The sequence below is a fragment of the Streptomyces sp. NPDC058741 genome (assembly GCF_042746715.1).
Taxonomy (GTDB): Bacteria; Actinomycetota; Actinomycetes; order Streptomycetales; family Streptomycetaceae; genus Streptomyces.
Genome location: NZ_JBHYQH010000001.1, coordinates 241737 through 266465 on the forward strand (window position 1 = coordinate 241737; position 24729 = coordinate 266465).

The 24729-nt window shown below is 73.9% G+C and carries 19 protein-coding genes, 1 other RNA gene and 2 pseudogenes; 7 read left to right on the top strand and 15 right to left on the bottom strand.

The window, feature by feature from the left end; translation table 11 throughout:
* The first annotated feature begins 131 nt into the window (after positions 1 to 131).
* Positions 132 to 1601 carry an MFS transporter gene (locus ACFW6P_RS01145; RefSeq protein WP_386422539.1) on the top strand — a complete coding sequence of 490 codons (1470 nt, stop codon included), beginning with the start codon at positions 132 to 134 and terminating at the stop codon, positions 1599 to 1601.
* 234 nt (positions 1602 to 1835) lie between these two features.
* A pseudogene (locus ACFW6P_RS01150) lies at positions 1836 to 2670 on the top strand (class I SAM-dependent methyltransferase).
* Here ACFW6P_RS01150 and ACFW6P_RS01155 read toward each other — a convergent pair.
* From ACFW6P_RS01155 to ACFW6P_RS01185, 7 genes are all read right to left on the bottom strand, one after another.
* Positions 2638 to 3255, bottom strand: coding sequence for a response regulator (locus ACFW6P_RS01155; protein WP_386353845.1), 618 nt, complete (start codon positions 3253 to 3255; stop codon positions 2638 to 2640). The pseudogene ACFW6P_RS01150 and the gene ACFW6P_RS01155 overlap by 33 nt on opposite strands.
* Positions 3252 to 4466: a hypothetical protein gene (locus tag ACFW6P_RS01160; protein WP_386353847.1), complete on the bottom strand. Its 1215-nt coding sequence runs from the start codon at positions 4464 to 4466 to the stop codon at positions 3252 to 3254. Before ACFW6P_RS01160 ends, ACFW6P_RS01155 begins: the two co-directional genes overlap by 4 nt.
* A 31-nt stretch (positions 4467 to 4497) precedes the next feature.
* Complete coding sequence (locus ACFW6P_RS01165; protein WP_386422611.1) at positions 4498 to 5799, bottom strand: sensor histidine kinase; 1302 nt, start codon at positions 5797 to 5799, stop codon at positions 4498 to 4500.
* A gap of 29 nt (positions 5800 to 5828) precedes the next feature.
* Entirely contained in the window at positions 5829 to 6545 is a 717-nt protein-coding gene (locus tag ACFW6P_RS01170) for an ABC transporter permease (protein ID WP_386353851.1), read from the bottom strand.
* On the bottom strand, positions 6542 to 7444 hold the full coding sequence (locus tag ACFW6P_RS01175; protein ID WP_386422542.1) for an ABC transporter ATP-binding protein: 903 nt from the start codon (positions 7442 to 7444) through the stop codon (positions 6542 to 6544). Before ACFW6P_RS01175 ends, ACFW6P_RS01170 begins: the two co-directional genes overlap by 4 nt.
* A 353-nt stretch (positions 7445 to 7797) precedes the next feature.
* The gene (locus ACFW6P_RS01180) at positions 7798 to 7965 is read right to left on the bottom strand and encodes a hypothetical protein (RefSeq protein WP_386353855.1); all 168 of its coding nucleotides are present in this window, start codon (positions 7963 to 7965) and stop codon (positions 7798 to 7800) included.
* Between the two features lie 49 nt (positions 7966 to 8014).
* Entirely contained in the window at positions 8015 to 9340 is a 1326-nt protein-coding gene (locus tag ACFW6P_RS01185) for a hypothetical protein (RefSeq protein ID WP_386353857.1), read from the bottom strand.
* Positions 9341 to 9538: 198 nt separating this feature from the next.
* Between ACFW6P_RS01185 and ACFW6P_RS01190 the strand changes: the two genes are divergently transcribed.
* From ACFW6P_RS01190 to ACFW6P_RS01200, 3 genes are read left to right on the top strand one after another with little or no spacing between them, the layout of a single operon-like run.
* Positions 9539 to 10393 carry a Nif3-like dinuclear metal center hexameric protein gene (locus ACFW6P_RS01190; protein ID WP_386353859.1) on the top strand — a complete coding sequence of 285 codons (855 nt, stop codon included), beginning with the start codon at positions 9539 to 9541 and terminating at the stop codon, positions 10391 to 10393.
* Positions 10390 to 11133, top strand: coding sequence for a zinc ribbon domain-containing protein (locus ACFW6P_RS01195; protein WP_386353957.1), 744 nt, complete (start codon positions 10390 to 10392; stop codon positions 11131 to 11133). Before ACFW6P_RS01190 ends, ACFW6P_RS01195 begins: the two co-directional genes overlap by 4 nt.
* Before the next feature lie 20 nt (positions 11134 to 11153).
* The gene (locus tag ACFW6P_RS01200) at positions 11154 to 12713 is read left to right on the top strand and encodes a bifunctional RNase H/acid phosphatase (protein ID WP_386422545.1); all 1560 of its coding nucleotides are present in this window, start codon (positions 11154 to 11156) and stop codon (positions 12711 to 12713) included.
* Here the strand turns inward: ACFW6P_RS01200 and eda are convergent.
* Positions 12688 to 13341 carry a bifunctional 4-hydroxy-2-oxoglutarate aldolase/2-dehydro-3-deoxy-phosphogluconate aldolase gene (gene eda, locus ACFW6P_RS01205; RefSeq protein WP_386422548.1) on the bottom strand — a complete coding sequence of 218 codons (654 nt, stop codon included), beginning with the start codon at positions 13339 to 13341 and terminating at the stop codon, positions 12688 to 12690. The genes ACFW6P_RS01200 and eda overlap by 26 nt on opposite strands.
* A gap of 64 nt (positions 13342 to 13405) precedes the next feature.
* A complete protein-coding gene (yaaA, locus tag ACFW6P_RS01210; RefSeq protein WP_386353865.1) occupies positions 13406 to 14188 on the bottom strand; it encodes a peroxide stress protein YaaA in 783 nt (260 codons plus the stop codon).
* A gap of 130 nt (positions 14189 to 14318) precedes the next feature.
* On the opposite strand from yaaA, the pseudogene ACFW6P_RS01215 reads away from it, so the two are divergent.
* A pseudogene (locus tag ACFW6P_RS01215) lies at positions 14319 to 14996 on the top strand (DMT family transporter); the annotation flags it as partial.
* 115 nt (positions 14997 to 15111) lie between these two features.
* An RNA gene (gene rnpB, locus ACFW6P_RS01220) (RNase P RNA component class A) lies at positions 15112 to 15516 on the top strand.
* A gap of 83 nt (positions 15517 to 15599) precedes the next feature.
* Here the strand turns inward: rnpB and ACFW6P_RS01225 are convergent.
* The 6 genes from ACFW6P_RS01225 to ACFW6P_RS01250 are packed head-to-tail and all read right to left on the bottom strand — an operon-like array spanning position 15600 to position 24723.
* Positions 15600 to 17000, bottom strand: a complete 1401-nt coding sequence (locus ACFW6P_RS01225; RefSeq protein ID WP_386353867.1) for a DUF6177 family protein — start codon at positions 16998 to 17000, stop codon at positions 15600 to 15602.
* On the bottom strand, positions 16997 to 20977 hold the full coding sequence (eccCa, locus tag ACFW6P_RS01230; protein ID WP_386422551.1) for a type VII secretion protein EccCa: 3981 nt from the start codon (positions 20975 to 20977) through the stop codon (positions 16997 to 16999). Before eccCa ends, ACFW6P_RS01225 begins: the two co-directional genes overlap by 4 nt.
* Positions 20974 to 22110 (bottom strand): hypothetical protein, encoded by a 1137-nt coding sequence (locus ACFW6P_RS01235; protein WP_386353871.1) that lies wholly within the window; start codon positions 22108 to 22110, stop codon positions 20974 to 20976. The genes eccCa and ACFW6P_RS01235 overlap by 4 nt, the downstream gene beginning before the upstream one ends.
* 10 nt (positions 22111 to 22120) lie before the next feature.
* Complete coding sequence (gene eccD, locus ACFW6P_RS01240) at positions 22121 to 23485, bottom strand: type VII secretion integral membrane protein EccD (protein WP_386422554.1); 1365 nt, start codon at positions 23483 to 23485, stop codon at positions 22121 to 22123.
* Between the two features lie 31 nt (positions 23486 to 23516).
* Positions 23517 to 23813 carry a hypothetical protein gene (locus ACFW6P_RS01245; RefSeq protein ID WP_386353875.1) on the bottom strand — a complete coding sequence of 99 codons (297 nt, stop codon included), beginning with the start codon at positions 23811 to 23813 and terminating at the stop codon, positions 23517 to 23519.
* 43 nt (positions 23814 to 23856) lie between these two features.
* Positions 23857 to 24723 (bottom strand): immunity 49 family protein, encoded by an 867-nt coding sequence (locus tag ACFW6P_RS01250; protein ID WP_386353877.1) that lies wholly within the window; start codon positions 24721 to 24723, stop codon positions 23857 to 23859.
* Positions 24724 to 24729: the final 6 nt, after the last annotated feature.

Consider the following 24729-nt stretch of genomic DNA (forward strand, 5'->3'; position numbering starts at 1 on the left):
GCAACTATTCCGTTGCTTCGGCACTCTAACGAAAACTTGACCTTTCCTTGGGGCGACGGGAGTCCTAGGACCCGGGGCCGAGGACTCGCCCGGCGAAATCCCGATGCAAGGGGCGCGAGCGGGTTGAGAGCATGACACCCATGCTCGAACCCGCCGACACCACAGCCGCCCGCAGCTCCCGTGCGCCCCGCCTGCGTCCGCGCGGGGCGCCGCCGCTGTGGCTCGTGGTGGCGCTGACCTGCGCCGGGCAGTTCCTCGTCGTCCTGGACGTGTCCGTCGTCAACGTGGCGCTGCCGTCGATGCGCACCGGACTCGGACTCGGCGCGCAGGGCCTGCAGTGGGTGGTGAACGCCTACGCCATCGCCTTCGCCGGGTTCATGCTGCTCGGCGGACGGGCCGGCGACCTCTACGGCCGCAAGCGGATGTTCCTCGTCGGGCTCGGCCTGTTCACCCTCGCCTCACTGGCCGGCGGGCTGGCGCAGGCCGACTGGCAACTGCTCCTCGCCCGGGCCGTGCAGGGCCTGGGCGCGGCGGTGCTGGCGCCCTCGACGCTCACCATCCTCACGGCGTCGGTGCCCGAGGGAGCCGCGCGGGCCCGGGCGATCGGCACCTGGACGGCGGTCGGCGCCGGCGGCGGCGCCGCGGGCGGCCTGGTCGGCGGAGTGCTCGTGGAGGCGCTGTCCTGGCGGTGGGTGCTGCTCATCAACGTGCCCGTGGGGGCCGTGGTGCTGGTGGCGGCCGCCTGGGTCCTCACGGAGGGCCGGGCCGGCGACGGGCGGCGGCTCGACCTGCCCGGCGCGCTCCTGGTGACGGCCGGGCTGGGCACGCTGGCCTACGGCATCTCCCGGACGGAGGCCGAGGGCTGGACGGCACCGGCCACCCTGCTGCCGCTGCTCGCGGGACTGGTGCTGCTCGCGGCGTTCCTCGCGGTCGAGGCCCGCACGGCGAGTCCGCTGATGCCGCTCGGCCTGCTGCGCCTGCGCGCGGTCTCCGCCGCCAACGTCTCCATGTTCCTGTCGGGCTCGGCGATGTTCTGCATGTGGTTCTTCATGACCCTCTACGCGCAGAACGTCCTCGGCTACTCCCCGCTCGACGCCGGACTCGCGCTGGTGCCGAGCTCCCTGGCCGTCGTCATCGGCTCCAAGCTCGCGCCCCGGCTGATGCGGAGCGCCGAGCCGCGCACGGTGGCGCTGCTCGGCACCCTGGTCGCCGCGGCCGGCTTCGCCTGGCAGTCCACGCTCACCCCCGACGGCTCCTACGCCACGGCGATCCTCGTCCCCGGCGTCCTGATGATGCTCGGCGCGGGCCTGGCGGCGACCCCGCTCGCGTCCCTGGCGACGTCCGGCGCCGCACCGGAGGAGGCGGGCCTGGTGTCCGGCCTCGTCAACACCTCCCGCACGATGGGCGGCTCCCTGGGCCTGGCCGTCCTGTCGACCCTGGCGGCGGCCCGCACGGCAGGAGCCACGACGCCCGAGGCGCTGACGGAGGGGTACGCGCTGGCGTTCCGCGTGGCGACCGGGGTGCTGGCGGGCGGCGCGGTGCTGATGTGGATGTGGCTGCCGCGGGTGGGCGGGGAAGCGGCCTGCAAGACCAGGGCCTGAAAGAGCAGAAGCCTGAAAAGGCAGGGGTGGCGTCGCGCGGAACGGGGTCCTGAGGGGCACTGGCGGCGGTGCCCCCGCTGTTTCGGGCCGGGGACGGAGTGGTCCGTCGCGGGGGTGCCCGCGCGGCGTGCGACGGGCCGTCAGCCGCCGCTCACCCACACCCGCGAAACGGCCCTGACCTGGTCTTTCACCCCTTCCCCGCCTACCGTTGGCGGCTGCGGAGGGGGGACCCGGATGGACCGGACCATACGCACCGTCGACGACGTACTCGCCCTGCTCGACGGGCTGTTCGCACCCGAGGCCGACCGGCGGACGGGGCGGGGCGCCGACTGGTGGGACGGCTTCTACGCCGACCGCTCCCTGCCGGTGCCGTTCTTCGGGGCGAAGCCGGACGAGAGCCTGGCGGCCGCCGTGGAACGGCGGACGCCAGGCGGGGGCAGGGCGCTCGACCTGGGGTGCGGCCCGGGGCGCAACGCGCTGTACCTGGCCGCGCGGGGCTTCGAGGTCGACGCGGTCGACCTGTCCTCGCAGGCCGTGGACTGGGCCGGGGAGCGGGCCCGGGAGGCCGGCGTGACAGGCCTACGGTTCCACCGCGGTGACGCCTTCGCACTCGCCCGCACCGAACTCACCGGCCCCTACGACCTCGTGTACGACTCCGGCTGCTTCCACCATCTGCCGCCGCGTCCACCAAGGCACTCCAGGGGGCACACCCGCGCCCTGGTGACCCTGGGCACGCACCGCCGGGTCAGCCACCTGGCCCTGCTGGACACCGTCCTGGCCCCCGGGGGGCCTGTTCGGCCTCACCTGTTTCGCCGCCGGGCCCGGCGGCATGGGCTCGGAGCTGTCCGACGCCGCCTTCTGCCGCGAGGGGGCGGGACCGCGCGGCGGACTGGCCTACACGCCCGAGGCGTTGCGGCGCGTCTTCGCCGGTCTCACCGAGGTCGAGCTGCGGCGGATGCGGGACGAGCCGGAGGAGTCGGAGTACTTCGGGGAGCCGTTCCTGTGGACGGCGTGGTTCCGGCGGGAGGGGCCGGGCTCAGACCCAGCCCTGGCGGCGGGCCTCGCGTAGCGCCTCCATACGGTTCCGGGTGCCCGTCTTGCCGATCGCGGAGGAGAGGTAGTTGCGGACCGTGGACTCCGACAGGTGCAGCCGCCCGGCGATGTCGGCGACCGTCGCGCCGTCCGCCGAGGCCTTGAGCGCGTCGCTCTCCCGGGCGGTGAGCGGACTGGGCCCGGCGCTGAGCGCGGCGGCGGCGAGGGCGGGGTCGACGACCGTCTCACCGGCCAGGACACGGCGGACGGCGGCGGCGAGTTCCTCCACGGGGCCGTCCTTCACCAGGAAGCCGCGGGCGCCCGCCTCCATCGCCCGGCGCAGATAGCCCGGGCGGCCGAAGGTCGTGAGGATCAGCACCCGGCAGCCGGGCACCCGGTCGCGCAGGTCGGCCGCCGCGTCCAGGCCGCTGCGGCCCGGGAGTTCGATGTCGAGCAGGGCGACGTCCGGGTGGTGCGCGAGGGCCGCGTCCAGGACGGCGTCGCCGGTCGCCACCTGGGCGACGACCTCGATGTCGTCCTCCATCCCGAGCAGCAGCGCCAGCGCACCGCGCAGCATGCCCTGGTCCTCGGCGAGCAGCACGCGGACGGGTGTGTCGGTCACGCGCCCAGCGTAGGGCGGGGCGTGTCCAGCAGCGAGGCCAGCGTCCTGAGGAACGACGCCGCCGAGTGGTCGGCGTGGTCGCGGACGCGCGCCGCGACCGCGTCGGCGCCGCCGCCCTCCAGCAGGCGCACGACACGGTCCAGGTCGCTCGCGGAGCACTGCCGGGTGGACAGGTAGAAGTCCGCCGCGTCGTACGCCATGTGGAAGACGTGCTTCTTCACATCGCTCAGCGTCAGGTAGTCGTCGTGCGTCCTGGGCGTCGGCTCGGGCGCGCCGACGCACACCGCCGGGGTGCCCGCGCCCCAGGCGTTGACCGCCAGGTGGTAGGTGTCCGTGATGACCAGCCGGTAGCGCGGGAGCACCCCGATCAGGTCGCCGAGGGTGTGGTCGCCCGGGCGGGCCGCGATGTGGCTCACCGGCCCGGGCACCTCCCGGTCGAACCAGGGCAGCCACTCCAGCGGGGCGCCCAGACGGTCGGACAGCTCCTGGCAGGTGGCGGGCAGCCACGCGGGCACCGGCGTACGGGCCCCGAGGAACACGCCGATCGCACCGCCCTCGGGCACGGACCGGGACCACCCGGTGGTCGGCAGGTGACCGAGGTCGCCGGGGCGGGACAGCAGCGCCGCGTCCGAGCCGAAGTGGTCGGTCGTGCGGTCCCCGCGCAGATGCGCGAGCTTCGCCGCCGACAGCGGGTCGCGCACCCACATCCGGCGGCTGCGGCGCACCAGGCGCGTGAAGAGGGGCCCGTACTCCTCGTCCTCGTAGTCGGACTGCGTGTTGTGCAGGATGGTCCCGCCGTAGCTGAGGGTCCGCGCGAGGAGCTCGTCCGGCTGGTCCGCGAACAGCAGGGTCCGGTTCAGCAGGGCCCGGGCGGCGTCCCGGTCCGCGGCGATCCCGAAGTCCGTGAGGCGGTTCGTGGCGTCCTGGACCAGATAGTGCCGGGTGTGCAGGAAGTCACCCCAGAACACCACCGCGTCGTGGTCGCGCAGCGCGTCGAGGTGCTCGGCCAGGGGCAGGAAGGTGAACGGGAGCTCCGTGCCGCGCGCGCAGTCCCGCAGGGGCACGGTGTCCGGCGTGTGCAGCGTGTACCAGGTGGCGTCGAACGCGCCGCCCGCCCGCCGCCGCAGGGACTCGAACGCCAAGTCCACGGTCAGCATGCCCGTGTTGCGGTACCCGATGTTCGGCGCGGTGATGACGGCGACGCGTGGCATGTGCTCCGTTTCCCCTGGTCGTTGCGGCCTCCTAGCCGTTGCCGACACCGTCGGCGACGGGCGCGGACCCCCGGTCAACGTACACGTCCCCCCTCCCCGGCCGATCTTCCGCCCCCTGTCCCGTCGGCGCCCCCATCTCCTCCTCGTCGAGCGGGAGTTCGGCCGTCACCGCGAACCCGCCGCGAGGGCGCGGACCCGCGGTCAGCGAACCGCCCGCCGCGGCCAGGCGCTCCGTCAGCCCGATCAGGCCCGTGCCGCACCCCGGCCCCGCGGCGGCCGGCCCGGCCCCGTCGTCTGCGACCGTCAGCCGCACCCGCTCCCCGGCCCCCGACACCGAGACCTCGCACTCCCGCGCCCCGCTGTGCCGTACGACGTTGGTGACCGCCTCCCGGACCACCCAGCCCAGCAGCGCCTCCGTCTGCGGCCCGAGCGGCGGGCCGGAGCGGCTCACGACGAGCGCGATGCCCGCCGCGGTCAGCGCCGAGCGCGCCCGGTCGAGTTCCGCGGCGAGGGTGCCCTGCCGGTAGCCGGTCACGGCCTCCCGGATCTCCGTCAGGGCCTGGCGGCCCACGGACTCGATGTCGGTGATCTGCACCAGCGCCGCGTCCGGGTCGCGGCCGGACAGGCGACGGGCCGCCTCCGCCTTCACGACGATCACCGACATGGTGTGCCCGAGCAGGTCGTGCAGGTCCCGGGAGAACCGCAACCGCTCCTTCTCGACCGCCCGGCGCGCCAACTCCTCGCGGGCGGCGCGCAGTTCGCGCACCGCCTCGGACAGGCGCATGATCGCGGCCGTCACCATCGTCGAGATGAAGGTGGCGTACGCGATGCCCAGGCCGCCCCACCCGTCGTGCAGGCAGGCCGCCACGGCCGCGAGCAGCGCCAGGGCCGTCCCCGCGGGCCGCAGGAGCGGTGTCCTCAGGGCCGCGCCGGTCGCGAGCCCGAGCAGCGGGAAGAACAGCAGCCAGCCGCCCCCGTAGCCGCCGGCGAGCGCGCAGGTCACGGCCGTCATCAGGACGAGCGCGGCCCGGGTGGAGCGGGACTCGCGCCTGACGCCGTCGAACGAGCGGAACGCCACGTAGATGTACAGCGAGTTGAAGGTCAGCAGTCCCAGGGCGCCGATCCACGGGTTCGGGGTGCGGTCCTGGAAGAGGTTGGAGAAGGCGCCCATGTCCAACAGCAGCCAGGGCAGGAGGGAGAATCCGGTGGGCGGCGGACCGGCCGGCTCGGCCTCACCGGCCCGCCGGGCGGCCCTCCGCGCCTTCGTGACGCGGCGGCCCGCGACCGCCCCGAAGCGGCACCTGAGCACGTTCCCGACGCGGTTCCCGAGCATGTTCATCCCGGACATGTCCCCGCCCCCGATCAGACGTCCGCCGCGCCGCGACGGTACGACACCACAGCGTAGGAGCCGAACAGCAGCAGCCACCCGGCCAGGACGGCCAGGGTGCCCGCCGTCGGCGCGTGTCCCGTGGCGACCGAGGCGCCGAGCCGGGCGAAGCGGTTCGTCGGGGTCCAGCCGGACAGGACGCGCAGCCAGTGCGGGAACAGCGTCACCGGGAACCACAACCCGCCCAGGACCGCCAGGCCCAGGTTGCAGAGCGTGTTCACCACGCCCGTGGCCGGGCCGGTCAGCAGGTAGCCGTTGCCGAGGCCGAGCAGGGTGAAGGGGATCGATCCCAGCCACAGCAGCGCGGTGAGCGCCGCCCACTGCCACAGGGCCAGTCGTACGCCGTTGAGCAGCCCGCCGGCGGCCAGGACCGCGACGATCGCCGGCAGCACCGTGACCGTGCCGGTGAGCGTGCGGCCCACCACCACCTGGCGCGGGGTCATCGGCGTCACCCGCAGCTGCCGCAGCCAGCCGATCGCCCGGTCCTCGGCGACCCCGCCCCCGGTGTTCAGCGCCGAACCGAGCGCCCCGAACGCCGCCATGCCGACCATCGAGCCGGTCCGCCATCCGCCGTCCGTCTGCCCGAGGTTGGTGAACAGCAGGTACATCAGCACCGGCATCGCGATCCCGCCGATCACGAAGCCGGGGTCGCGCAGCGTGCGGCGCACCTCCAGCCGCAGATAGTCCCTCATGCCGCGGCCTCCGGCGAGGTCAGGGCCAGGAACGCGTCGTCCAGCGAGGCCGGGGCCACCTCCAGCGCACGGACCGCGCCCAGCCGGGCCAGGGCGAGCACGGTCGCGTCGGAGTCGTCGGTGCGCAGCCGGGCCCGGCCCTCGCGCACCTCCACCGCCCGCACGCCGGGCAGCCGGGACAGCGCCCCGGCATCCTCGTCCCCGAGGGCGAAGGAGACCAGAGAGCCGCCCGCGGCGCGCCGCAGCTCGGCCCCGGTACCGTCCGCGACGATCCGTCCCCGGTCCAGGACGACGATCCGGTCGGCGTGGGCGTCGGCCTCCTCCAGGTAGTGCGTGGAGAACAGCACGGTGTGGCCCCGGCGGGCGTAACCGCGCATCGAGCACCAGAAGGCGTGCCGCGCCTCCACGTCCAGGGCCGCGGTGGGCTCGTCCAGCACGAGCAGCGCGGGGTCACCGGCCAGCGCGAGGGCGAACCGGACGCGCTGGGTCTGCCCTCCGGACAGGCGGTCCACCCGGTGCCGGACCAGCTCGGCGATCCCGGCCAGTTCCAGGACCCGGGCGACCGGCAGGGGGGCGGGGTAGCGGCCGGCCACGAAGGCGACCAGCTCGCCGACCGTGACCCGGGGGACCGCCCGCGCCTCCTGGAGCATCGCCCCGACCCGCCCGGCGCGCACGGACCGCTCCGGCGGCGCCCCGAACAGCTCGACCGTGCCCGAGTCCGGCTCGGCCAGGCCGAGCAGCAGGGAGATCGCCGTGGACTTGCCGGCGCCGTTGCGTCCGAGGAGGGCGACGGACTCGCCCGGTGCGATCCGGAGGCCGATGCCGTCCACGGCGCGCACCCCGCCGTAGGACCTGACCGTGTCGCGGAAGGACACGGCCCAAGGAGTCTGCGTGGTCATGGCGTCGACGCTACGGACCGGCCGGGGTCCTCCGGCAGAGGCGCTTGTACGGACTCCGGCAGGACAAATGTCATCGCCGCAGGCCGCCGGACTTCGCCTGACGCCGCGTCGTCCGGCACGCGTGAGCGGCCGGGCATAGGCGCCGCGTCGTCCGGCACGCGTGAGCCGCCGGGCGTACGCACCGCGTCGTCCGGCACGCGTGAGCCGCCGGGCGTACGCACCGCGTCGTCCGGCACGCGTGAGCCGCCGGGCATAGGCACCGCGTCGTCCGGCACGCCTGAGCAGCCAGGCGTGCGAACGGCCCTCCCCGCCGGGCGGGGAGGGCCGTTCGGTGTCTGGTGACTGACGTGACGTCAGGCCGCGGTCACGGCCTGCTCCGTCTCCGCCGCCGGCTTGCGGTGGCGTCCGCTCGGAGCCGTCTCGGCGTCCTGCGTGGAGACCTCACCACGGTGCCGGCCGTGGCCGGCGGAGGTCTCCTGGAGATCGGCGGTACGCGGCTGGTTCGTGCTGGCGTCGCTCATCGGATGGAATTCACCCCGTCAACATGATCTTTTTTGCAGCCGGGTGAGTCTAACCGGCTCCCCCGGCCCCGGATCCAGGCGGCCACGCCGACCGGCACTGGTTCGTTACAAGCCGTCCCAACGGTGCCTGCTGCAGGGGCACCGGGCGCGGTGCGGCGGGTGCCGCGGGCTCTGCGCGAGGGACCGTCGAGGCCGGTCCTCCCGGCTCGGCGGGGCCCCCGGAACACGGCGGTTCCGGGGGCCCCGGTTCCGGTGGGTGCCCCGAGGGCGCCGCCCCCGTGGGGCGGACGTCCGGCTCCGCGCGCACAGGCGCCTCGCAGGGCTCCGGCGGCGCGGCCCCGGGCGGACTCACCCGCGCCACCCCGCACGGCACGGCCTCCGTCGCGTACGGCAGCCGCAGCACCCCCTCCGCCGTCCACAGCCCCGTGCCCGCCAGCCACCCCCGCGGAGCCGCGAGATGGTGCACCCGCCGCTCCGCCGGACGCCACACCGCCACCCAGCTGCCCGCCGGCCCGTCCACCCGCAGCGCCACCGCGCAGGCCTCCGGCGTCAGCATCTGCCCCGGCTGGATGGCGAACGGCGTCACGGAGCAGTCCGGCAGCCGCAGGCACTGCGGGAACCGCACCGGCAGCGTGCTGCCCAGCACGCCCCAGCCCAGACGCTCCTGCCCGGGCGAGGGCGCGTCCGAGCGGACGATCAGCAGCCCGCTGTCGTGGTCGGCGAGCAGCAACCGGTCGTCGCTGTCGGCGGCGATCTGCAGCAGCGGCGACACCTCGCCACCGCGCTCCAGGTCCACCACGACGGCCTTGGTGCGCCCGCCGGTCTCCCGGTCCAGCGCCAGCAACCGCTCCGTACGGTCCAGCCACACCCCGCCCGAGCAGCGGCCGGGCAGCTCCGCCAGCTGCTCGGGCCCCAGGGCGCCGCCCGCCACCAGCCACACCGACGTGGAGCGCGGGCCGACGGCGAGGGCGTACGCCCTCTCGCCCCCGGGCGCCGGCGGCAGCAGCCGCAGCCGCGCCGCCCCGTCCGCGCACTCCACCGCGCCCAGCGGCAGCTCGCCGGTGCCCGGCCCGGTCGGATACAGCAGGGAGAAGGCGTGCCGCCCGGCCACCCGCCGGTGGATCAGGACCCGCCCGTCCCCCATGGGCTGCACCTCGGTACCGGGCTCCTCCGGCTGGTTGCGGGGCAGGGGCACCGCGTAGGGCTCGGGGCCGTCGAGGGTCCAGCGCTCCGGGAACCAGGAGTCGCCGGCCGACGCCAGGCGTGCGGCGTAGGCGCCGTCCGCGGTGAGGGCGCAGCCCGCGGGCGCGGTCCCGTCACCGTTCTCGTGTCCGTCCTCGTGTCCCGCCGAAGGCTCGATCGCACAGGCCGTCATCGTTCGGTCACCTCCGGTGACGAACGTAGTTTTCGTACGCGCGGGCGGGGAATCCCTGGGCCCAGGCTTCACACATAAGGGTGTTCCAGGAACGATTCGCCGGAGGAGAAGGGGGCGATTGTGCTGAGCGGTGCGGAGCCCGGCGGGTGAGGGCGGTGGCGGTTCAACGCCACAGATCAGGCGGGTAGCCTTGCACCCGTGCCCCGTCTGTCTGAAGTCATCGCCGCGCTGGAGACCCTGTGGCCCGCCGAGCGGGCCGAGTCCTGGGACGCGGTCGGCACCGTCACGGGCGACCCGGACCAGGAGGTCGGCCGCGTGCTGTTCGCCGTCGACCCGGTCCAGGAGATCGTCGACGAGGCGGTGCGGCTCGGCGCCGACCTGCTGGTCACGCACCACCCGCTCTACCTGCGCGGCACCACCACCGTCGCGGCGAGCCACTTCAAGGGCCGTGTCGTCCACACCCTCATCAAGAACGACATCGCGCTGCACGTCGCCCACACCAACGCCGACAGCGCCGACCCCGGCGTCTCCGACGCCCTCGCCGGCGCCCTGGGCCTGCGGGTCACCGGGCCGCTCGTCCCGGACCCCACCGACCCCGAGGGCCGCCGCGGGCTGGGCCGCGTCTGCGCCCTGGACGTCCCGCTGACGCTCCGCGAGCTCGCCGCCCGCGCCGCCGAGCGGCTGCCCGCCACCGCGCAGGGCATCCGCGTCGCCGGCGACCCCGAGGCCCTCGTCCGCACGGTCGCCGTCAGCGGCGGCTCCGGCGACAGCCTCTTCGACCACGTGCGCGCGGCCGGTGCGGACGTCTTCCTCACCGCGGACCTGCGCCACCACCCGGCCTCCGAGGCCGTGGCCCACAGCCCCCTCGCGCTGCTCGACGCGGCGCACTGGGCCACCGAGTGGCCCTGGTGCGAGCTGGCCGCGAGCCAGCTCGACGAGATCTCCGACCGGCACGGATGGGACCTGCGCGTCCACGTCTCGAGAACGGTCACCGACCCCTGGACCGCGCACGCGGCCTCCTCACCCTCCGAACCCCTGGGAGCCCCGAACTGAACGCCGCGCCCGCCGACCAGATCCGACTCCTCGACGTCCAGGACCTCGACGTCCGCCTCCAGCAGCTCGCGCACAAGCGGAAGTCGCTGCCGGAGCACGCCGAGATCGAGTCGCTGACCAAGGACCACTCCCAGCTGCGCGACCTGCTCGTGGCCGCGCAGACCGAGGAGAGCGACTGCGCCCGCGAGCAGACCAAGGCCGAGCAGGACGTGGACCAGGTGCGTCAGCGCGCCGCCCGCGACCAGAAGCGCCTCGACTCCGGAGCCGTCTCCTCGCCGAAGGACCTGGAGAACCTCCAGCGCGAGATCGCCTCGCTCGCCCGGCGCCAGGGCGACCTGGAGGACGTGGTGCTCGAGGTGATGGAGCGCCGGGAGTCCGCACAGGAGCGGGTCGCCGAGCTGTCCGAGCGGGTCGGCTCCGTCCAGTCCAGGATCGACGACGCGACCGCGCGCCGGGACGCCGCCTGCGAGCAGATCGACGCCGAGATCGCCACGGTCACCAAGGAGCGCGAGGTCATCGCCGGGTCGATCCCCGCCGACCTGCTGAAGCTCTACGACCGGCTGCGCGAGCAGCAGGGCGGCATCGGCGCGGCGAAGCTGTACGCGCGCAGCTGCCAGGGCTGCCGGCAGGAGCTCGCCATCACCGAACTGAGCGAGATCCGCAAGGCCGCGCCCGACACGGTGGTCCGCTGCGAGAACTGCCGCCGCATCCTGGTGCGCACGTCCGATTCCGGTCTCTAGACCTGCGGGGAGCCCATCCGGTGCGGGAGTTCATCGTCGAGGCCGACGGCGGTTCGCGGGGCAACCCGGGCCCCGCGGGCTACGGCGCCGTGGTCAGCGACGCGGCGACGGGGGAGACCCTGCGGGAGACGGCCGAGTACCTCGGCGTCGCCACGAACAACGTCGCCGAGTACCGCGGCCTCGTCGCGGGCCTGCGCGCGGCCCGGGAACTCGACCCGGCCGCGGCCGTCCACGTCAGGATGGACTCCAAGCTCGTCATCGAGCAGATGTCGGGCCGCTGGAAGATCAAGCACCCCGACATGAAGCCCCTCGCGGCCGAGGCGGCCCGGGTGTTCCCGCCCGGCCGGGTGACGTACGAGTGGATCCCCCGCGACCGCAACAAGCACGCGGACCGGCTGGCCAACGAGGCGATGGACGCGGGCGCCAGGGGCGGGCAGTGGTCGGAGGCGGAGTCGACGGCGGAGCTGGAGGCAGCGGCCGGCCCGCGAACGGTGGCTGCCCCGGTTCCCGGATCCGGCGCGACGGCCGGGACGGCCGCGTCTCTCGTGACCGGCGGGACGGCCGAGGCTGCCGTGACCGGCGAGACGGCCGAGGCTGCCGTGACCGGCGAGACGGCCGAGGCTGCCGTGACCGGCGGGACCGCCGAGGCTCCCGTGACCGGCGGGACCGCCGAGGCTCCCGTGACCGGCGAGACGGCCGCGGCTCCCTCGACCGGCGAGACGGCCGCGGCTCCCTCGACCGCCGAGACGGCCGAGGCTCCCGTGACCGGCGGGACGGCCGAGGCTGCTGCGACCGCCGAGAGCCACGAGGCGGAGGGGCCGGACGCCTCGGCTGAGACCCCGACCGCCGGTACCCCCACGTCCGGGGCCCCTGCCCCCGTCCCCGAGGCGCGCGCCGAAGCCGACACCCGGGCCGCCGGAACCGTGGCCGCTCCCGGCTGGGCCCCCGCCGACATGGGCGCCCCCGCCACCTTCGTGCTGCTGCGGCACGGCGAGACCCCGCTCACCCCGCAGAAGAGGTTCTCCGGGAGCGGCGGCACCGACCCCGCCCTCTCCGCCGCCGGCCGGGAGCAGGCCGAACGGGCCGCCGCGCTGCTGGCGCGGCGGGGCACCATCGAGGCCGTCGTGTCCTCGCCCCTGGCCCGTACGAGGGAGACCGCCGGCATCGTCGCCGCGCGGCTCGGGCTCGACGTGAGCGTCGAGGACGGGCTGCGCGAGACCGACTTCGGCGCCTGGGAAGGCCTCACCTTCGCCGAGGTCCGCGAACGCCACCCCGACGACCTCGACGCCTGGCTCGCCTCCCCGGACGCCGAACCCACCGGCGGCGGCGAGAGCTTCGCCGCGACCGCCGCCCGGATCGCCGCCGCACGCGACAAGCTGCTCGCGGCGTACGCGGGACGCACGGTCCTGCTCGTCACGCACGTGACCCCGATCAAGACGCTCGTCCGGCTCGCCCTCGGCGCCCCGCCGGAGTCCCTGTTCCGCATGGAACTGTCGGCCGCGTCCCTGTCGGTGGTCGCCTACTACGCCGACGGCAACGCCAGCGTCCGCCTCCTCAACGACACGTCCCACCTGCGCTGAGCGCCGCCGCCGCACGCGCCAGGGCCTCGACCCGCCCCCAGTCGTGCCCGGCGACGGCGTCCGGCGGCAGCACCCAACTGCCGCCCGCGCAGCCGACGTTGGGCAATGCCAGAAAGTCCGGAGCGCAGTCCGGGCCGATCCCGCCCGTGGGGCAGAACCGCGCCTGGGGGAGCGGCCGGGCCAGCGACCTCAGATACGCCGCGCCGCCCCCGGCCTGCGCCGGGAAGAACTTCGTCTCCCGTACCCCGCGCTCCAGCGGCGCCACCACCTCGGACGTGGTCGACACCTCCGGCAGGAACGGCAGGCCGGACGCCCGCATCGCCTCCAGCAGCCGGTCCGTCCAGCCGGGACTGACCAGGAACCGGGCCCCCGCTTCCACGACCTCGGCCACCTGCCCCCCCGGGGGAGACCACCCTCCCGGCCCCACCACCGCCCCGGGCACCTCCCGGACGATGCGCCGGATCGCCTCCACGGCCGCCGGCGTCCGCACCGTCACCTCGATCGCGGACAGCCCTCCGGCGACCAGCGCCCGCGCCGGCGGTACGGCGTCGCCCGCGTCCTCGACGACGACGGGCACGACGGGCGCGAGGTCCAGCACGGAGGCGGGCAAGGGCGAGGGGGAGGTCATGGCCTCCTCCTGTCATCACACAAGCGTCCTGCGCAAAGGGTGTTGCAGCCCTCGCAACACACCCCTAGTGAACCTCGTCCACCAGCACGTCCAGCGCCCACGCCCGCCCCGCCTTCGCCGGCGCCTCGGCCTCCACCGCGTACCCGAGCTCCCGGAGCACCTCCACCAGCTCGGCGGGCGAGCCCGGAGCCGCCCCGGCGGTCAGCAGGCTCCGCACGATCCGCCCCTTGGTCGCCTTGTTGAAGTGGCTGACCACCTTCCGCGTCGGCGCGTGCAGCACCCGCACACTCGCCGTCCGCCCGGCGACCTCGCCCTTCGGCTTCCACGCGGCGGCGTACGCCGCGGACCGCAGGTCCAGCACCAGCCCGTCCCCGGCCGCCTCGGGCAGCACCGACGCCATCGGTGTACGCCAGTGCGCGCCCAGGGCGCCGAGGCCGGGCAGCTTCACGCCCATCGAGCACCGGTACGACGGGATCCGGTCCGCCACCCGCACGGCGCCCCACAAGCCGGAGAACACCAGCAGCGACCGCGCGGCCCGCCTCTTGGCGGCGGCGTCGAGGGTCGCCAGGCCGAGAGCGTCGTACAGCACCCCGGTGTAGATCTCCCCGGCCGGCCGGGCCCCGGCGGTCAGCAGCCCGGCGTTCTTCGCGACCTCGCCCCGCAGCCCCTCGCTCAGCCCGAGCACCTCGCGTGCCTTGTCCTCGTCGCCGGAGCACAGCTCGACCAGCTCGGCGAGCACGGCCTGCCGCGCCCCGCCCAGCCCCGGCAGCGACAGGGACTCCGGCTTCAGCGGGGCACCGCGGCCGGAAGAGGCCTTGCCCTCGGACGGCGGCAGCAGGACAAGCACGGGTACTCCTTCGATCGAACTCCGCCGCCAGGGTACGGGGGGCCCGGACACCCGCCCGCCCCGTCCCCGGCCGAAGGCGCGCTCACGAGCGCTGATGATCAAGGTGGCGGTGGACGAGTTGTCCCCGTCCATGGTGGTGTTCGCGCGCTGCGCCCTCGGCGCCGCACTCCTGCTCCCCTTCGCCCTGCGCCAGGGTGGCCTCGGCCGTACCGTCCGGGCCCACTGGAAGCCGATGCTGGCCTTCGCCGTCATCGAGATCGTCGGCCCCTGGTGGACCCTGACCGACGCCGCACGCCACCTGTCCAGCTCCACCGCCGGGCTCCTCATCGCGGGCGCGATCGTCGCCGTACTCCTGGCCCGCTTCTTCGGCGCGGAGGAACACGTGGGCCCCCGCCGCGCCGCCGGACTCGCCCCCGGCCTCGCGGGCGTCACCGTCCTCACCCTGCCGCACCTCACCGGCGGCGACGCCCGCTCCCTCGCCGAGGTGCCGGTGACGGTCGTCGGCTACGCCACCGCCCCGCTGATAGCCGCCCGGCACCTCAAGGACGTCCCGACCCTCCAGCTGATCACCCCCTGCCTCACACTGGCGGCCGTCGTCTACGCCCCCGCCGCCTTCCTGACCCGGCCCGCCGCCATGCCGTCGGGCGAGGTGCTGGCCGCCCTCGCCGGCCTGGGCGTGGTCTGCACCGCGATCGCGTTCGTGGCCTTCCTGGAGCTGATCAAGGAGGTCGGCCCGACCCGGGCCGGCGTCATCACGTACGTCAACCCGGCGGTCGCCGTCGCCGCGGGCACCGTCTTCCTGGACGAGGAACTGACCCTCGGCATCGGCGTGGCCTTCGCCCTGATCCTGGCGGGCTCGGTCCTGGCCACGGCGGCGACACCGAGGCCCACGCCGCGCCGGGTACCATGGTCGGCACGGCAGACGAGCCGGGCGGACGGCCGCGTGGAGTCCCCCTGACGGGGAGCTCCCCGAGGAACGTCCGGGCTCCACAGGGCAGGGTGGTGGCTAACGGCCACCCGGGGTGACCCGCGGGACAGTGCCACAGAAAGCAAACCGCCCAGCACCTCGGTGCTGGGTAAGGGTGAAACGGTGGTGTAAGAGACCACCAGTGCCTGGGGTGACTCAGGCAGCTAGGTAAACCCCACCCGGAGCAAGGTCAAGAGGAAGCACCCCGGTGCTTCTGCGCGGACGTCCGAGGGCTGCCCGCCCGAGTCCGCGGGTAGACCGCACGAGGCCGGCGGCGACGCCGGCCCTAGATGGATGGCCGTCACCCCGACGACCGCGAGGTCCCGGGGTACAGAACCCGGCGTACAGCCCGACTCGTCTGCCGCTGCCTGCGGCTTTGCCTGGGTGCGGGCCTCCGGGCTGCGCCGGAGGCCCGCACCGGTCTTTCCCCCGGTCGGCCGGCCGTCACGTCTGCTTCAGATGCCGGATGAGGTGCTGGAACGTGATCCAGGCCTGGGCATCGGTTCCGTCACCCAGGGTGTAGTGGAGGGCCGGCCGCACCGTGGGGCCGAGCCTCGTGGGTGTGGGGCCTTGGGGCGGGTGCTCGGCGTGGGCCCGGCCGATGCGTTCGGTCTCGTGGTGTCCGAGCGTGAAGGCGACCGGGACCGGCGGGGGTTCGAGGCGTGAGGGGACGGTGAGGTCGCGGCGGGCGGCGCGCAGTGACGTCAGCTGGGTGACGAGGCCGTGCTGGGCGTCCAGTTCGGCCGCAAGGTCCGCGAGGGTGTCCAGGGGCGGTGTCTCGTCTCGGCCGTAGCCGACGGCGAGGGTGATGTCCTCCTCGACCCCGGCCGGTGTGCGCTGCACGCGGACGGTGGCGAGGGCGGGGCGGTCGGGGTGCCCGACGGCGATGAGCCAGGTGGGCCGGGGCGCGCGGGCGCGGGCCAGGTCGGTCAGCTGGCGGGTCGACCAGGGAAGGTTGACGGGTTCGGCGGTGCTCCAGCCGGCGGGTGGTGCGCCGGTGAGGTGCTGGAAAGCGGCTTCGAGGGCGTGGCCGAGGACGAGGGTCTCTTCGGCTGGGTGGCGGGTGCGCAGGGTGACGACCAGCTGGCGGTCACCGGTGTCGGAGGTGAGGGTGAAGGCCTCGGCGACCCCGGTGGCGCCTTGCTCGTCGTGTACGGGGGTGAAGGTGCCGTTCTTCCAGTGGAGTACAGCACCGGACAGGCCGTCGTAGTAGCCGTGCTCGGGGTCCTGCACGACCCAGCGGTGGGGCAGGCCGCGCAGGGCGGTGCGGGTGGGCAGGGTGAGGCGTGCCGTCGGTGGGGTGACGATCTGGAGGGCGCGGTCGGTGGCGGTCGTGGTGCGCAGGGCGTCGGAGAGCCAGCTGGTCATGGGGACCAGGGGGCGGTCCTGGAGGACCACGGCCGTCGCGTCGGTGAGGACGTCCACGGCGGGGGTGGAGGTCGCGGGCACCGGGATCGCCGAGACGTCGCTCGTGAGGGGGACGACGTCCGTGGTGGCGGCTTCCGGGGGCCAGACCGTGCCGCCGAGGACGGTGGCCAGGCGCCCTGCGAAGGAGCCGGCGAGGCGTCCGGCCTCTGAGACGGCGGTGGAGGCGCGTGCCTCGGTCCACCACACCGGGCCTTCCTCGACGGGGTGCCCCAGCAGGCGGGTGGTCTCGCCGGGGACCTGGACGAGGATGGGGGCTTCCACGGAGACGAGGGGGCGGCCGTCGGGGGCGCAGAGCTGGACGACGGCGCCGTCGGCCGCGGTGTTCACGCCGAGGTCGGGGCCGCCGGCGTACAGGCCCGCCAGAAGGATCGGCAGGTCCGGCGTTTTCGGGGTGAGGGCGATGACGTCCTTCGTCACTCTGCGTCGGCCTCTTCCGCGGTCAGGGCAGTCTGGATCAGCTGGTGGGGGCGGCCCCGGCGCACGAGTGTGCCGCGGCCGGGCGGCTGCCGGGAGGCGTACAGGCCGGGGAAGAGCTGGCCCTCGGTGCGCTCGCCGGTCATGACGAGCGCGGCGGTGCCGGTCTCGCGCAGGGCGGTCGGCAGCGGCTCGTACAGCGCTCGGGAGGCGCCGGCGGTGCGGCGGGCGAGGACGAAGTGCAGGCCGATGTCCTGCGCGGAGGACAGGTACGGCAAGAAGGGCGTCAGGGGTTGCTGTCCTGCGGCGGTGATGATGTCGTAGTCGTCGACGAGGATGACGATCCGCGGTCCGGAGAAGGCGGGCTCGGCGGTCGGCGGCGCATCCGGGTCGGCCGTCTCCGGCAGACGTTTCTCCAGTTCCGTGGCGATGCCGGTGGACAGGGCGGCGGCGAGTTTGGCGTTGTGGGCGTAGCCGCCGCGGTACGGCTCGGGGATCGTGCCGCGCAGGCCGCGGCGCGGGTCGAAGACGCCGAAGACGAGTTCCTCGTCCCCGTGGCGCTCGACGAGCTGGGCGGCGATCAGCCTCAGCAGGTTGGTCTTGCCGCACTCGTTGTCGCCGAGGACCAGCAGGTGCTGGTCGGTACCGAACAGGTCGAGCAGGGCCGGGGCGAGGGCGTCCTGGTCGACACCGAGCGGGATCCTCGTCGGTTCGGCCGCCGGTGAGGGCAGCTTGGTGCTCGGCAGGCGGGTGGGCAGGACCCGTACGGGTGGGGCGAGTTCGCCGTGCCAGGAGGCGCGGACGGTGCGGGTCGTGCGTTCCAGGGACGGGGCCAGATCGCCCGTCGTCGGGTGGTTGTCGATGCGGGGCAGGGCCACCTGGGCGAACAGCTCGCCGTCGGTCAGGGCTCGGCCGGGAGTGCCGAGGGAGAGGGTCCCGGAGAGCTTGCGGTCGATGGAGGAGTCGGCCGGGTCGTTCAGGCGCAGCTCGATGCGGCTGCCGAACATGGACTGGGTGGCGATGCGGACGTCGTTCCAGCGCAGCATGCCCGCGACGACGTGGACGCCGTAGCCGCCGCCGCGTCTGAGGAGGTCGGTCACCGCGTCGTCGAGGTCGGCGAACTCCTCGCGCAGGGCGCCGAATCCGTCGATGAGCAGCACGACGTCGGTGGCGCCCAGCTCAGGGAGTCGGTTGTCGGCCCGGAGGTGGCGGAGGTGGTCGACGGAGTCGATGCCGTGCTCGCGGAACAGCTCCTCGCGCTGGGTGAGCATGGTGCGCACCTCGGCGACCGTGCGTGCGGCTCGCTCCCGGTCGGCGCGGCCGGCGATGCCGCCGACGTGGGGCAGGCCGGCCAGGGCCGACAGACCGCCGCCGGCCAGGTCGAGGCCGTACACGGCGATGTCGTACGGGGTGTGGGTGAGGGCCAGGGAGAGGGCGAGGGTGCGCAGCAGGGTGGTCTTGCCGGACTGAGGGCCGCCGATGACGGCCACGTGACCGCCGGCGACCGTCAGGTCCAGCAACCATGGCCTCTGCCACTGACGGGCCGGGTCGTCGAGGACGCCGAGCGGGATGCGCAGCGGGCCGTCACCGTGGGCCAGGCGCAGACCGTCCGGACCGGCCCGGAGGGGGCCCGCGGCAGCATCCAGGGTGATGGCCTCGGGCAGCGGGGGCAGCCAGATCCGGCGTACCGGCGGGGCGGAGGTGGCGAGTCGGCCGACCATGACGGACAGGACGGTCGGTCCGGTCTCCCGCTTGGTGGCGACGGCCTCCTCCGCGGCCACGGCCAGCCGCGGTGTGGTGTACGTCGGGTAGGGCCGGGCGAGCGGCGCGTCGTCGCGCTCCTTGCGCAGGTCCGGTCCGTGGTAGGCACCTGAGACGTAACCGGCCTTGAAGCGTTCGTAGGTGGAGGTGTCGACCTTGAGGTAGCCGAAGCCGGGCAGGGGCGGCAGGTGGAAGGCGTCGGTGGTGTCCAGGACGGTGCGGGACTCGTCGGCGGAGAAGGTGCGCAGGCCCAGGCGGTACGACAGGTAGGTGTCCAGGCCCCTGAGCTTGCCGCCCTCGATGCGCTGGCTGGACAGCAGCAGATGGACGCCGATGGAGCAGCCGATGCGGCCGATGGACAGGAACAGGTCGATGAAGTCCGGCTGGGCGGTGATGAGTTCGCCGAACTCGTCGATGACGACGAACAGGTGGGGGAGGGGTTCCAGGTCGGGGCGGGTGGCGGCGCGCAGGGTGGCGTAGTGGCCGATGTCGGCGATGTTCCCGGCGTCCTTGAGGACCTGCTGGCGGCGTTTGACCTCGCCGGCCAGGCTGGAGTGGACGCGTTCGACGAGGCCGGCCTGGTTCTCCATGTTGGTGATCACCCCGGCGACGTGGGGGAGTTCGGCGAACGGGGCGAAGGTGGCGCCGCCCTTGTAGTCGACCAGGACCAGGGCCAGGTCCTCCGGGGAGTGGGTGGTGGCCAGTGCGAGGACGAGCGTGCGCAGCAGTTCGCTCTTGCCGGAGCCGGTGGCGCCCACGCACAGCCCGTGCGGACCCATGCCCAGCTGGGAGGATTCCTTCAGGTCCAGCAGTACCGGCTGGTGCCGGTCCGTGAGGCCGATGGGGACGCGCAGGAAGTCCCGCTCGCCGCGCGGCGCCCACAGTCTCTCGAGGTCGAGCGCGGCCGGGTCGTCGATGCCCAGCAATGCGGGGAAATCCACCGGCCCGGACACGGGCGTGCCCTCGGCCGCCGACTCGGCCGACAGCCTCAGGGGCGCCAGCAGGCGGGCGATGCCCTCGGCACCGGGACCGGTCACCGTGTCGGTCGTGCCGTGGGCGGCCGGGATCTCGGGCGTGCGGCGGTCCTCCACTGCGATGCGGTCACCGTCGACGGTGATGCGCACACTGACCTGGTCGGGCTCGTGCACCTGCTGCTGAAGCAGGTGCAGCACGGTGACGCCCATGTCGGGCAGGCCGATCGCCGAGTCCGGGCGGGGCAGTTCGGCCGCCGTGTCGCCAAAGGTGTCGCTGACCACGAACATGCGGGAGGTCAGTCGCAGCGCGTCCCTGCCGGACAGGCCACGGCGCACCTCGGCCGCGTACGCGGCACGCCGCCGCAGGTCGGGCGCGCACAGGCGGGCCAGCTCGGCCAGGTCGGGTGCGATCCGGCGGGCGGCGACGGGACCGTCGTGGACCTGGGTGTCGAGGACGTGAGGCAGCCACTTGGCCCACGCCCAGTCGGACTCCTCGGCCGTGGCGAGGGCGAGCGCCACGTCGTCCGGGGCGTGGGTGACCGCCGTCTGGAGCAGGAGCGCGCGGGCGACGAGGAGGACACCTTCCCTGTCGCCGACGACGCTGACGTCGCCGGCCCGGTCCAATGGCACGGTGAGCGGAACGTCCGTGGTCGTGCCGAAGCGGTTCTGCAGTGCGCGGGCCTCGTTCAGCATGAACGGGTCGGGAGGGGTGAGCACTCCGCCGGCGCTGTTCTGTGCGATCTCCGGTTCTCGGGCCGGTACGTCACCGGTGCCCACCCGCACCCGCAGGAAGTCGGCGTCCTGGCGGCGGCGCTCCCACAGCCGCGCCGGGTCGCGTACGAGGTCGTACAACGCCTCCGGCGGTGGATCGAGCAGCCGGGAACGCTGCCGTCGCTCCCGCTCGGCGGTGCCCAACTCCTCGCGGAGTCCCTCCAGATACTCCAGATAACGCTCACGCTGGGTGCGCCGGGTGCGCTGTCCCTTGCCCCGCTGGGACAGGAACAGGGCCACCGCCCCAAGCAGGGCCACGACCAGCACGATCGCGCCGATCACGGCGAACCGGCTGTTGCGGACGACGGTCATCAGCACGACGGAGCTGAGAACACCGGCCATGGGCAGCAGCGCCGTGGCCGCACTGCCGATCTTGCCCTCGGGCAGATTCGGGGGCGCTTCGATCGTGCGCGGCTCTGCAGGGGCGAGTGGCCGGGTGGACCGCGCGGGCCGGTGGACGATCTGCTGGGTCACCGGACCCGCACCGCCCGCTGCATCACCTCGGCCGCCAGACGGACGGCCGCGTCGCGGGTGGCCTGGCTCAGCATGGCGGTGTGGATGGGGCCTCCTTGGGCGAGATGACGGTCGTAGGGCAGCGGGATCACCGGGACACCGGGCTCGCGCAGGTGCGCGGCGGCCGACTTCACATCGAGCGTGGTGTCGGGGGAGGCCGCGCTGAGGGCGACGACGGTGGCGTCCAGGGCGGAGTGCGGCAACCGGCCGAGCCAGTCGAGGACCTGCCGGGTGCCGTGCACGCCCTCGGCGGTCATCGGCGCGACCACCACCCGTGCGTGGGCCGTGTCCATCGCGGCGCGCGCCACCTCACCGGGCAGTGTCTCGCAGTCCACCACCGTCACCGCGAAGTAGCGCCGCAGGGCCGTCGCCACCGTCATGTAGGTACGCAGGTCCAGAGCGGCACCGACCCGGCCCTGGCCCGCCGGCAGCAGCCAGCCGCCGTCGGCCACCGGCACCAGGTAGCCGGTGACGTCGGTCAGGCGCATGGAGGGGGTGAGAATCCGGGCAAGGTCCGCACAGCACCAGCGCACCGTGTCCGCGCCCAGCCGCACCGGGAGCGTGCCGAGCGCCGCGTCGGCCTCCAGGGCGAGCACCGGGTCGTGCCGGTAGTGGTTGAAGGTACGGCCCAGCAGCGCGGACACCGTCGACTTGCCGACGCCGCCCCGGATCGAGGTCACCGCGATCACCCGGCCGGTCGTCACCGGCTGCTGCAACTCCTGGGCGAACCGTGTCTGTTCGGCGACCTCCTGCCCGGCGGAGGCGGTGAGTCTCCGGAGCGTGCGTCCGGTACGACGGGCGACCGAGTCGCCGTGCCGGGGGCGGCCGAGGGCCATGGCGAGACGGGGGTCGACGGTGGGGAGGGACTGCGGGGCCGGGGCAGGGGCCTGCGGGTCGTGGGCCTGGCGAGGCACTGGAGGAGCAGCGGGGGACGGCTCGGGATGCGCTGCGGGTCGTGTTTCCGGCTGCGCGGGGGAGCCCGGGACCGCGCGTGGCTCGGCGGGAGAGGACGGGACCGGTCCCTCCCCGGAGGAACCGCCGGCGAGCTCCCGCAACAGATCGTGCTGCCAGTCTCCTCCCCCGGTCATGCCCATCTCCGTGTCCTCACGCGAAGGTGCCGAGCAGCCGCCCGTACACCCCGAACACGCCGATGACCAGCGGAAGCATGGCAATCACGGCGGTTGACTCCAGGACGTCGCCGATGCGCCGCAGCCGAACCCGCACATGTTCGGCGGGCTCCACGCTCAGCACCACGAGGGGGACGACCGCGAGCAGGCCCAGTACGGCAATCGGGCCGGCCGCCGCGGTGTTCTCCAGCCACAGCACAACGAGCCGCACCGCGACAACGCTCGCGGCCACGAGCAGCACCACGACTTCGGCGGTCAGCGGAAACGCACGCGCCCGCAGCCCGAGCGCCACCATGACCATGACACCGAGCAGCACCGTCCACACCGACACCGAGAGCAGCACCATGACTGCGGCCACGGCCGCCGAGGCGGCCAGCACGACGGTCGCGATCGCCAGCCCGCGATGGGTGGCCGCCAGCGCCGTGGCCACCTGGTACCGGCTCACCGACGCCCCACCCGTACGCCGGTCGTCCAGCCCGGTCAGCCCCGACGCCATCAGCGCCAGCCGCGGCAGCACGCCCAGGGCGACAACGGAGAAAGCCGCCAGCAACGCGCCGGCCCGGGCCTGCCCGGCCGCGGACCCCGCACCGTCCTGAAGGGCGATGGCCACTTCCCACAGCACGAGACACCCGCCGACCGCCCCGGCCCCGAACAGCCCCCCGCGCCCCAACGGCGTGAACCATCCGGCGAGCAAGAGCGCAGTCGCCACGGACACGGCGAGCCACGCGAGTCGCTGCGGACCAGACCAGCCGTACGCGTCAGCACAGGTCCAGACGCCGAGAACGCCCAGGGCGCCGGCAGTGACGATCAAGGTGATGGCAAGACCCTGCCGCCGTACACGCCCGCACAGCACCCCGGCGAGCGCACCCGCACCCGCGGCGGCGAGCAACCCGGCGCCGACCGCCGCCCGATCGAACTCTCCGCGGGCCAGCACGCCTGCGGCCACCGCCCAGAACACGGTTGCGGCGCCGGCGACCACCCTGCGCACCGCAGGACGCCACCGCCACGCCCGTACGCCGAGATCGTCGGCGACCTCGTCGCTCACGTCGTGCACGACAGGAGCCGACGGCGCGTCCTGCACACGGACCAGCCGCAACACGGCCCCGTCCGGCACACCTGCCGACGCCAACGAATCGTCGGGCTCCAGCGCGGAGCCGTCAGCGGTGACGAGGTGCCGCGACTCGGGCCGCGCGCCCACGCGGTCGTCCAGCAACCGCATGATCTCGGGCAGGAGAACCCCGACCGGCTCCAGCGAGGGCAGCACGAGGTCGACCCGGCGCCGCTCGCCGACCAGGGTGACCCGGCTGAGCGCCGTCCGCCGGCCGGCCGCTGAACGGCTCAAAGTCCCCGTGGGTATCACGTGTTCGAACCTATCACCGGGTAGACGATGCCATTGGGGGCGAAGGCGAAGGCGATGGTGAGGTGGACGGCTGCGACGGTACTGACTCCCCGTACGGGCTCTTCCCGATGACCCGATGCGACACGAACGACCACCCCACACACCCCGCGCACACCACTGCCGCGATCACGACACCGACGAACAGCTTTCCCAACCTCTCGTCGGCGGAGCGCCGCTGGCGCTGGGTGCCGAAGAGCAGGGCGTCGCGGAGACGGCGACGGCGGACTGATACCGACTCCAGGAGCTGGCTGTCATAGTCCTGGGCCGTCACGTCGGGAACTCGCCCAGCCAGCTGTGCTCACGGAAGTCGTGTGTCACGTGTCGACCTCGCCCGCCCAGCCGAACTGCAGAAGTTCCTTGGGCAGGTACTCAGACTCGACCTCGATCAGCATGCCTGCGTCGTGTGCCATACAGGCGATGGCGAGAGGCCCCAGCGCCACCAGTCCATCACCATTCAGGGAACGGGTCTCGTCAGCGGTCCAGTATTCCTTGTGCCAGGTAAGAGCGTCGACAAGCGCCGCGTTGAGCTGCGCGGCATCCTGACGCTGGTAACGATGGAAGAGCTCAAGGGGCGGATAGAGGATCTTCAGCATCAGCTCTTGGCTCGCAATCCGCGCGGCCTCGGGAGTAGTGCCGTTCACCGCAGTGACCAGCGTGTCCCACATCTCCGTTCGCCTGAACCAGGCGTGCTGCAGGGTCTCCACCCACGCGTAGATGTATTCGTCGAACTCCACGCCGGACGCACGAAGGAATGAGACAGGCACCTGAGCCAGCCGATTGAGGCGATCGTTCTCCCGGCAGATTGCCGCCAGGTAGTAGGTGGTAAGCCAATTTCCGGCGTGCAGGTACTCCTGGGGGCCCGTGGCGGGGAGGCTCTTCACCTCTGCATCCACACCGATGCGGCAGGCGACAGGTCCTTCGGTCGCCATGCCTGCATCGAAGAGGGCGCAGCCCACCTGCATGGCGGTAACCCACGCCTCCCACGTCGCGAATGTCTCCCCGGTGGGGTCCGGCAGGCAGCGCCACTTCGCCATGGTCAGTGTGTAGTCCAAGGCGTCGAAGCGGTCGAACTCCGACGTCTCGAGTTCGTCGAGCACCTCCTCGGCGCTCTTGACGATCGGCGCCATGGCTTCGGCGACGTCTCTCGTGCGGAAGCCATGGCGTGGGATACGGGTGACCACCAGCTC

Coding starts and splice junctions, on each gene's coding strand:
- eda (WP_386422548.1), bottom strand. CDS start 13,341: ATGACCTCCCCCTCGCCCTTGCCCGCCTCCGTGCTGGACCTCGCGCCC.
- ACFW6P_RS01170 (WP_386353851.1), bottom strand. CDS start 6,545: ATGAGGGACTATCTGCGGCTGGAGGTGCGCCGCACGCTGCGCGACCCC.
- ACFW6P_RS01145 (WP_386422539.1), top strand. CDS start 132: ATGACACCCATGCTCGAACCCGCCGACACCACAGCCGCCCGCAGCTCC.
- ACFW6P_RS01235 (WP_386353871.1), bottom strand. CDS start 22,110: ATGGGCATGACCGGGGGAGGAGACTGGCAGCACGATCTGTTGCGGGAG.
- ACFW6P_RS01180 (WP_386353855.1), bottom strand. CDS start 7,965: ATGAGCGACGCCAGCACGAACCAGCCGCGTACCGCCGATCTCCAGGAG.
- ACFW6P_RS01165 (WP_386422611.1), bottom strand. CDS start 5,799: ATGCTCGGGAACCGCGTCGGGAACGTGCTCAGGTGCCGCTTCGGGGCG.
- ACFW6P_RS01185 (WP_386353857.1), bottom strand. CDS start 9,340: ATGACGGCCTGTGCGATCGAGCCTTCGGCGGGACACGAGGACGGACAC.
- ACFW6P_RS01175 (WP_386422542.1), bottom strand. CDS start 7,444: ATGACCACGCAGACTCCTTGGGCCGTGTCCTTCCGCGACACGGTCAGG.
- ACFW6P_RS01160 (WP_386353847.1), bottom strand. CDS start 4,466: ATGCCACGCGTCGCCGTCATCACCGCGCCGAACATCGGGTACCGCAAC.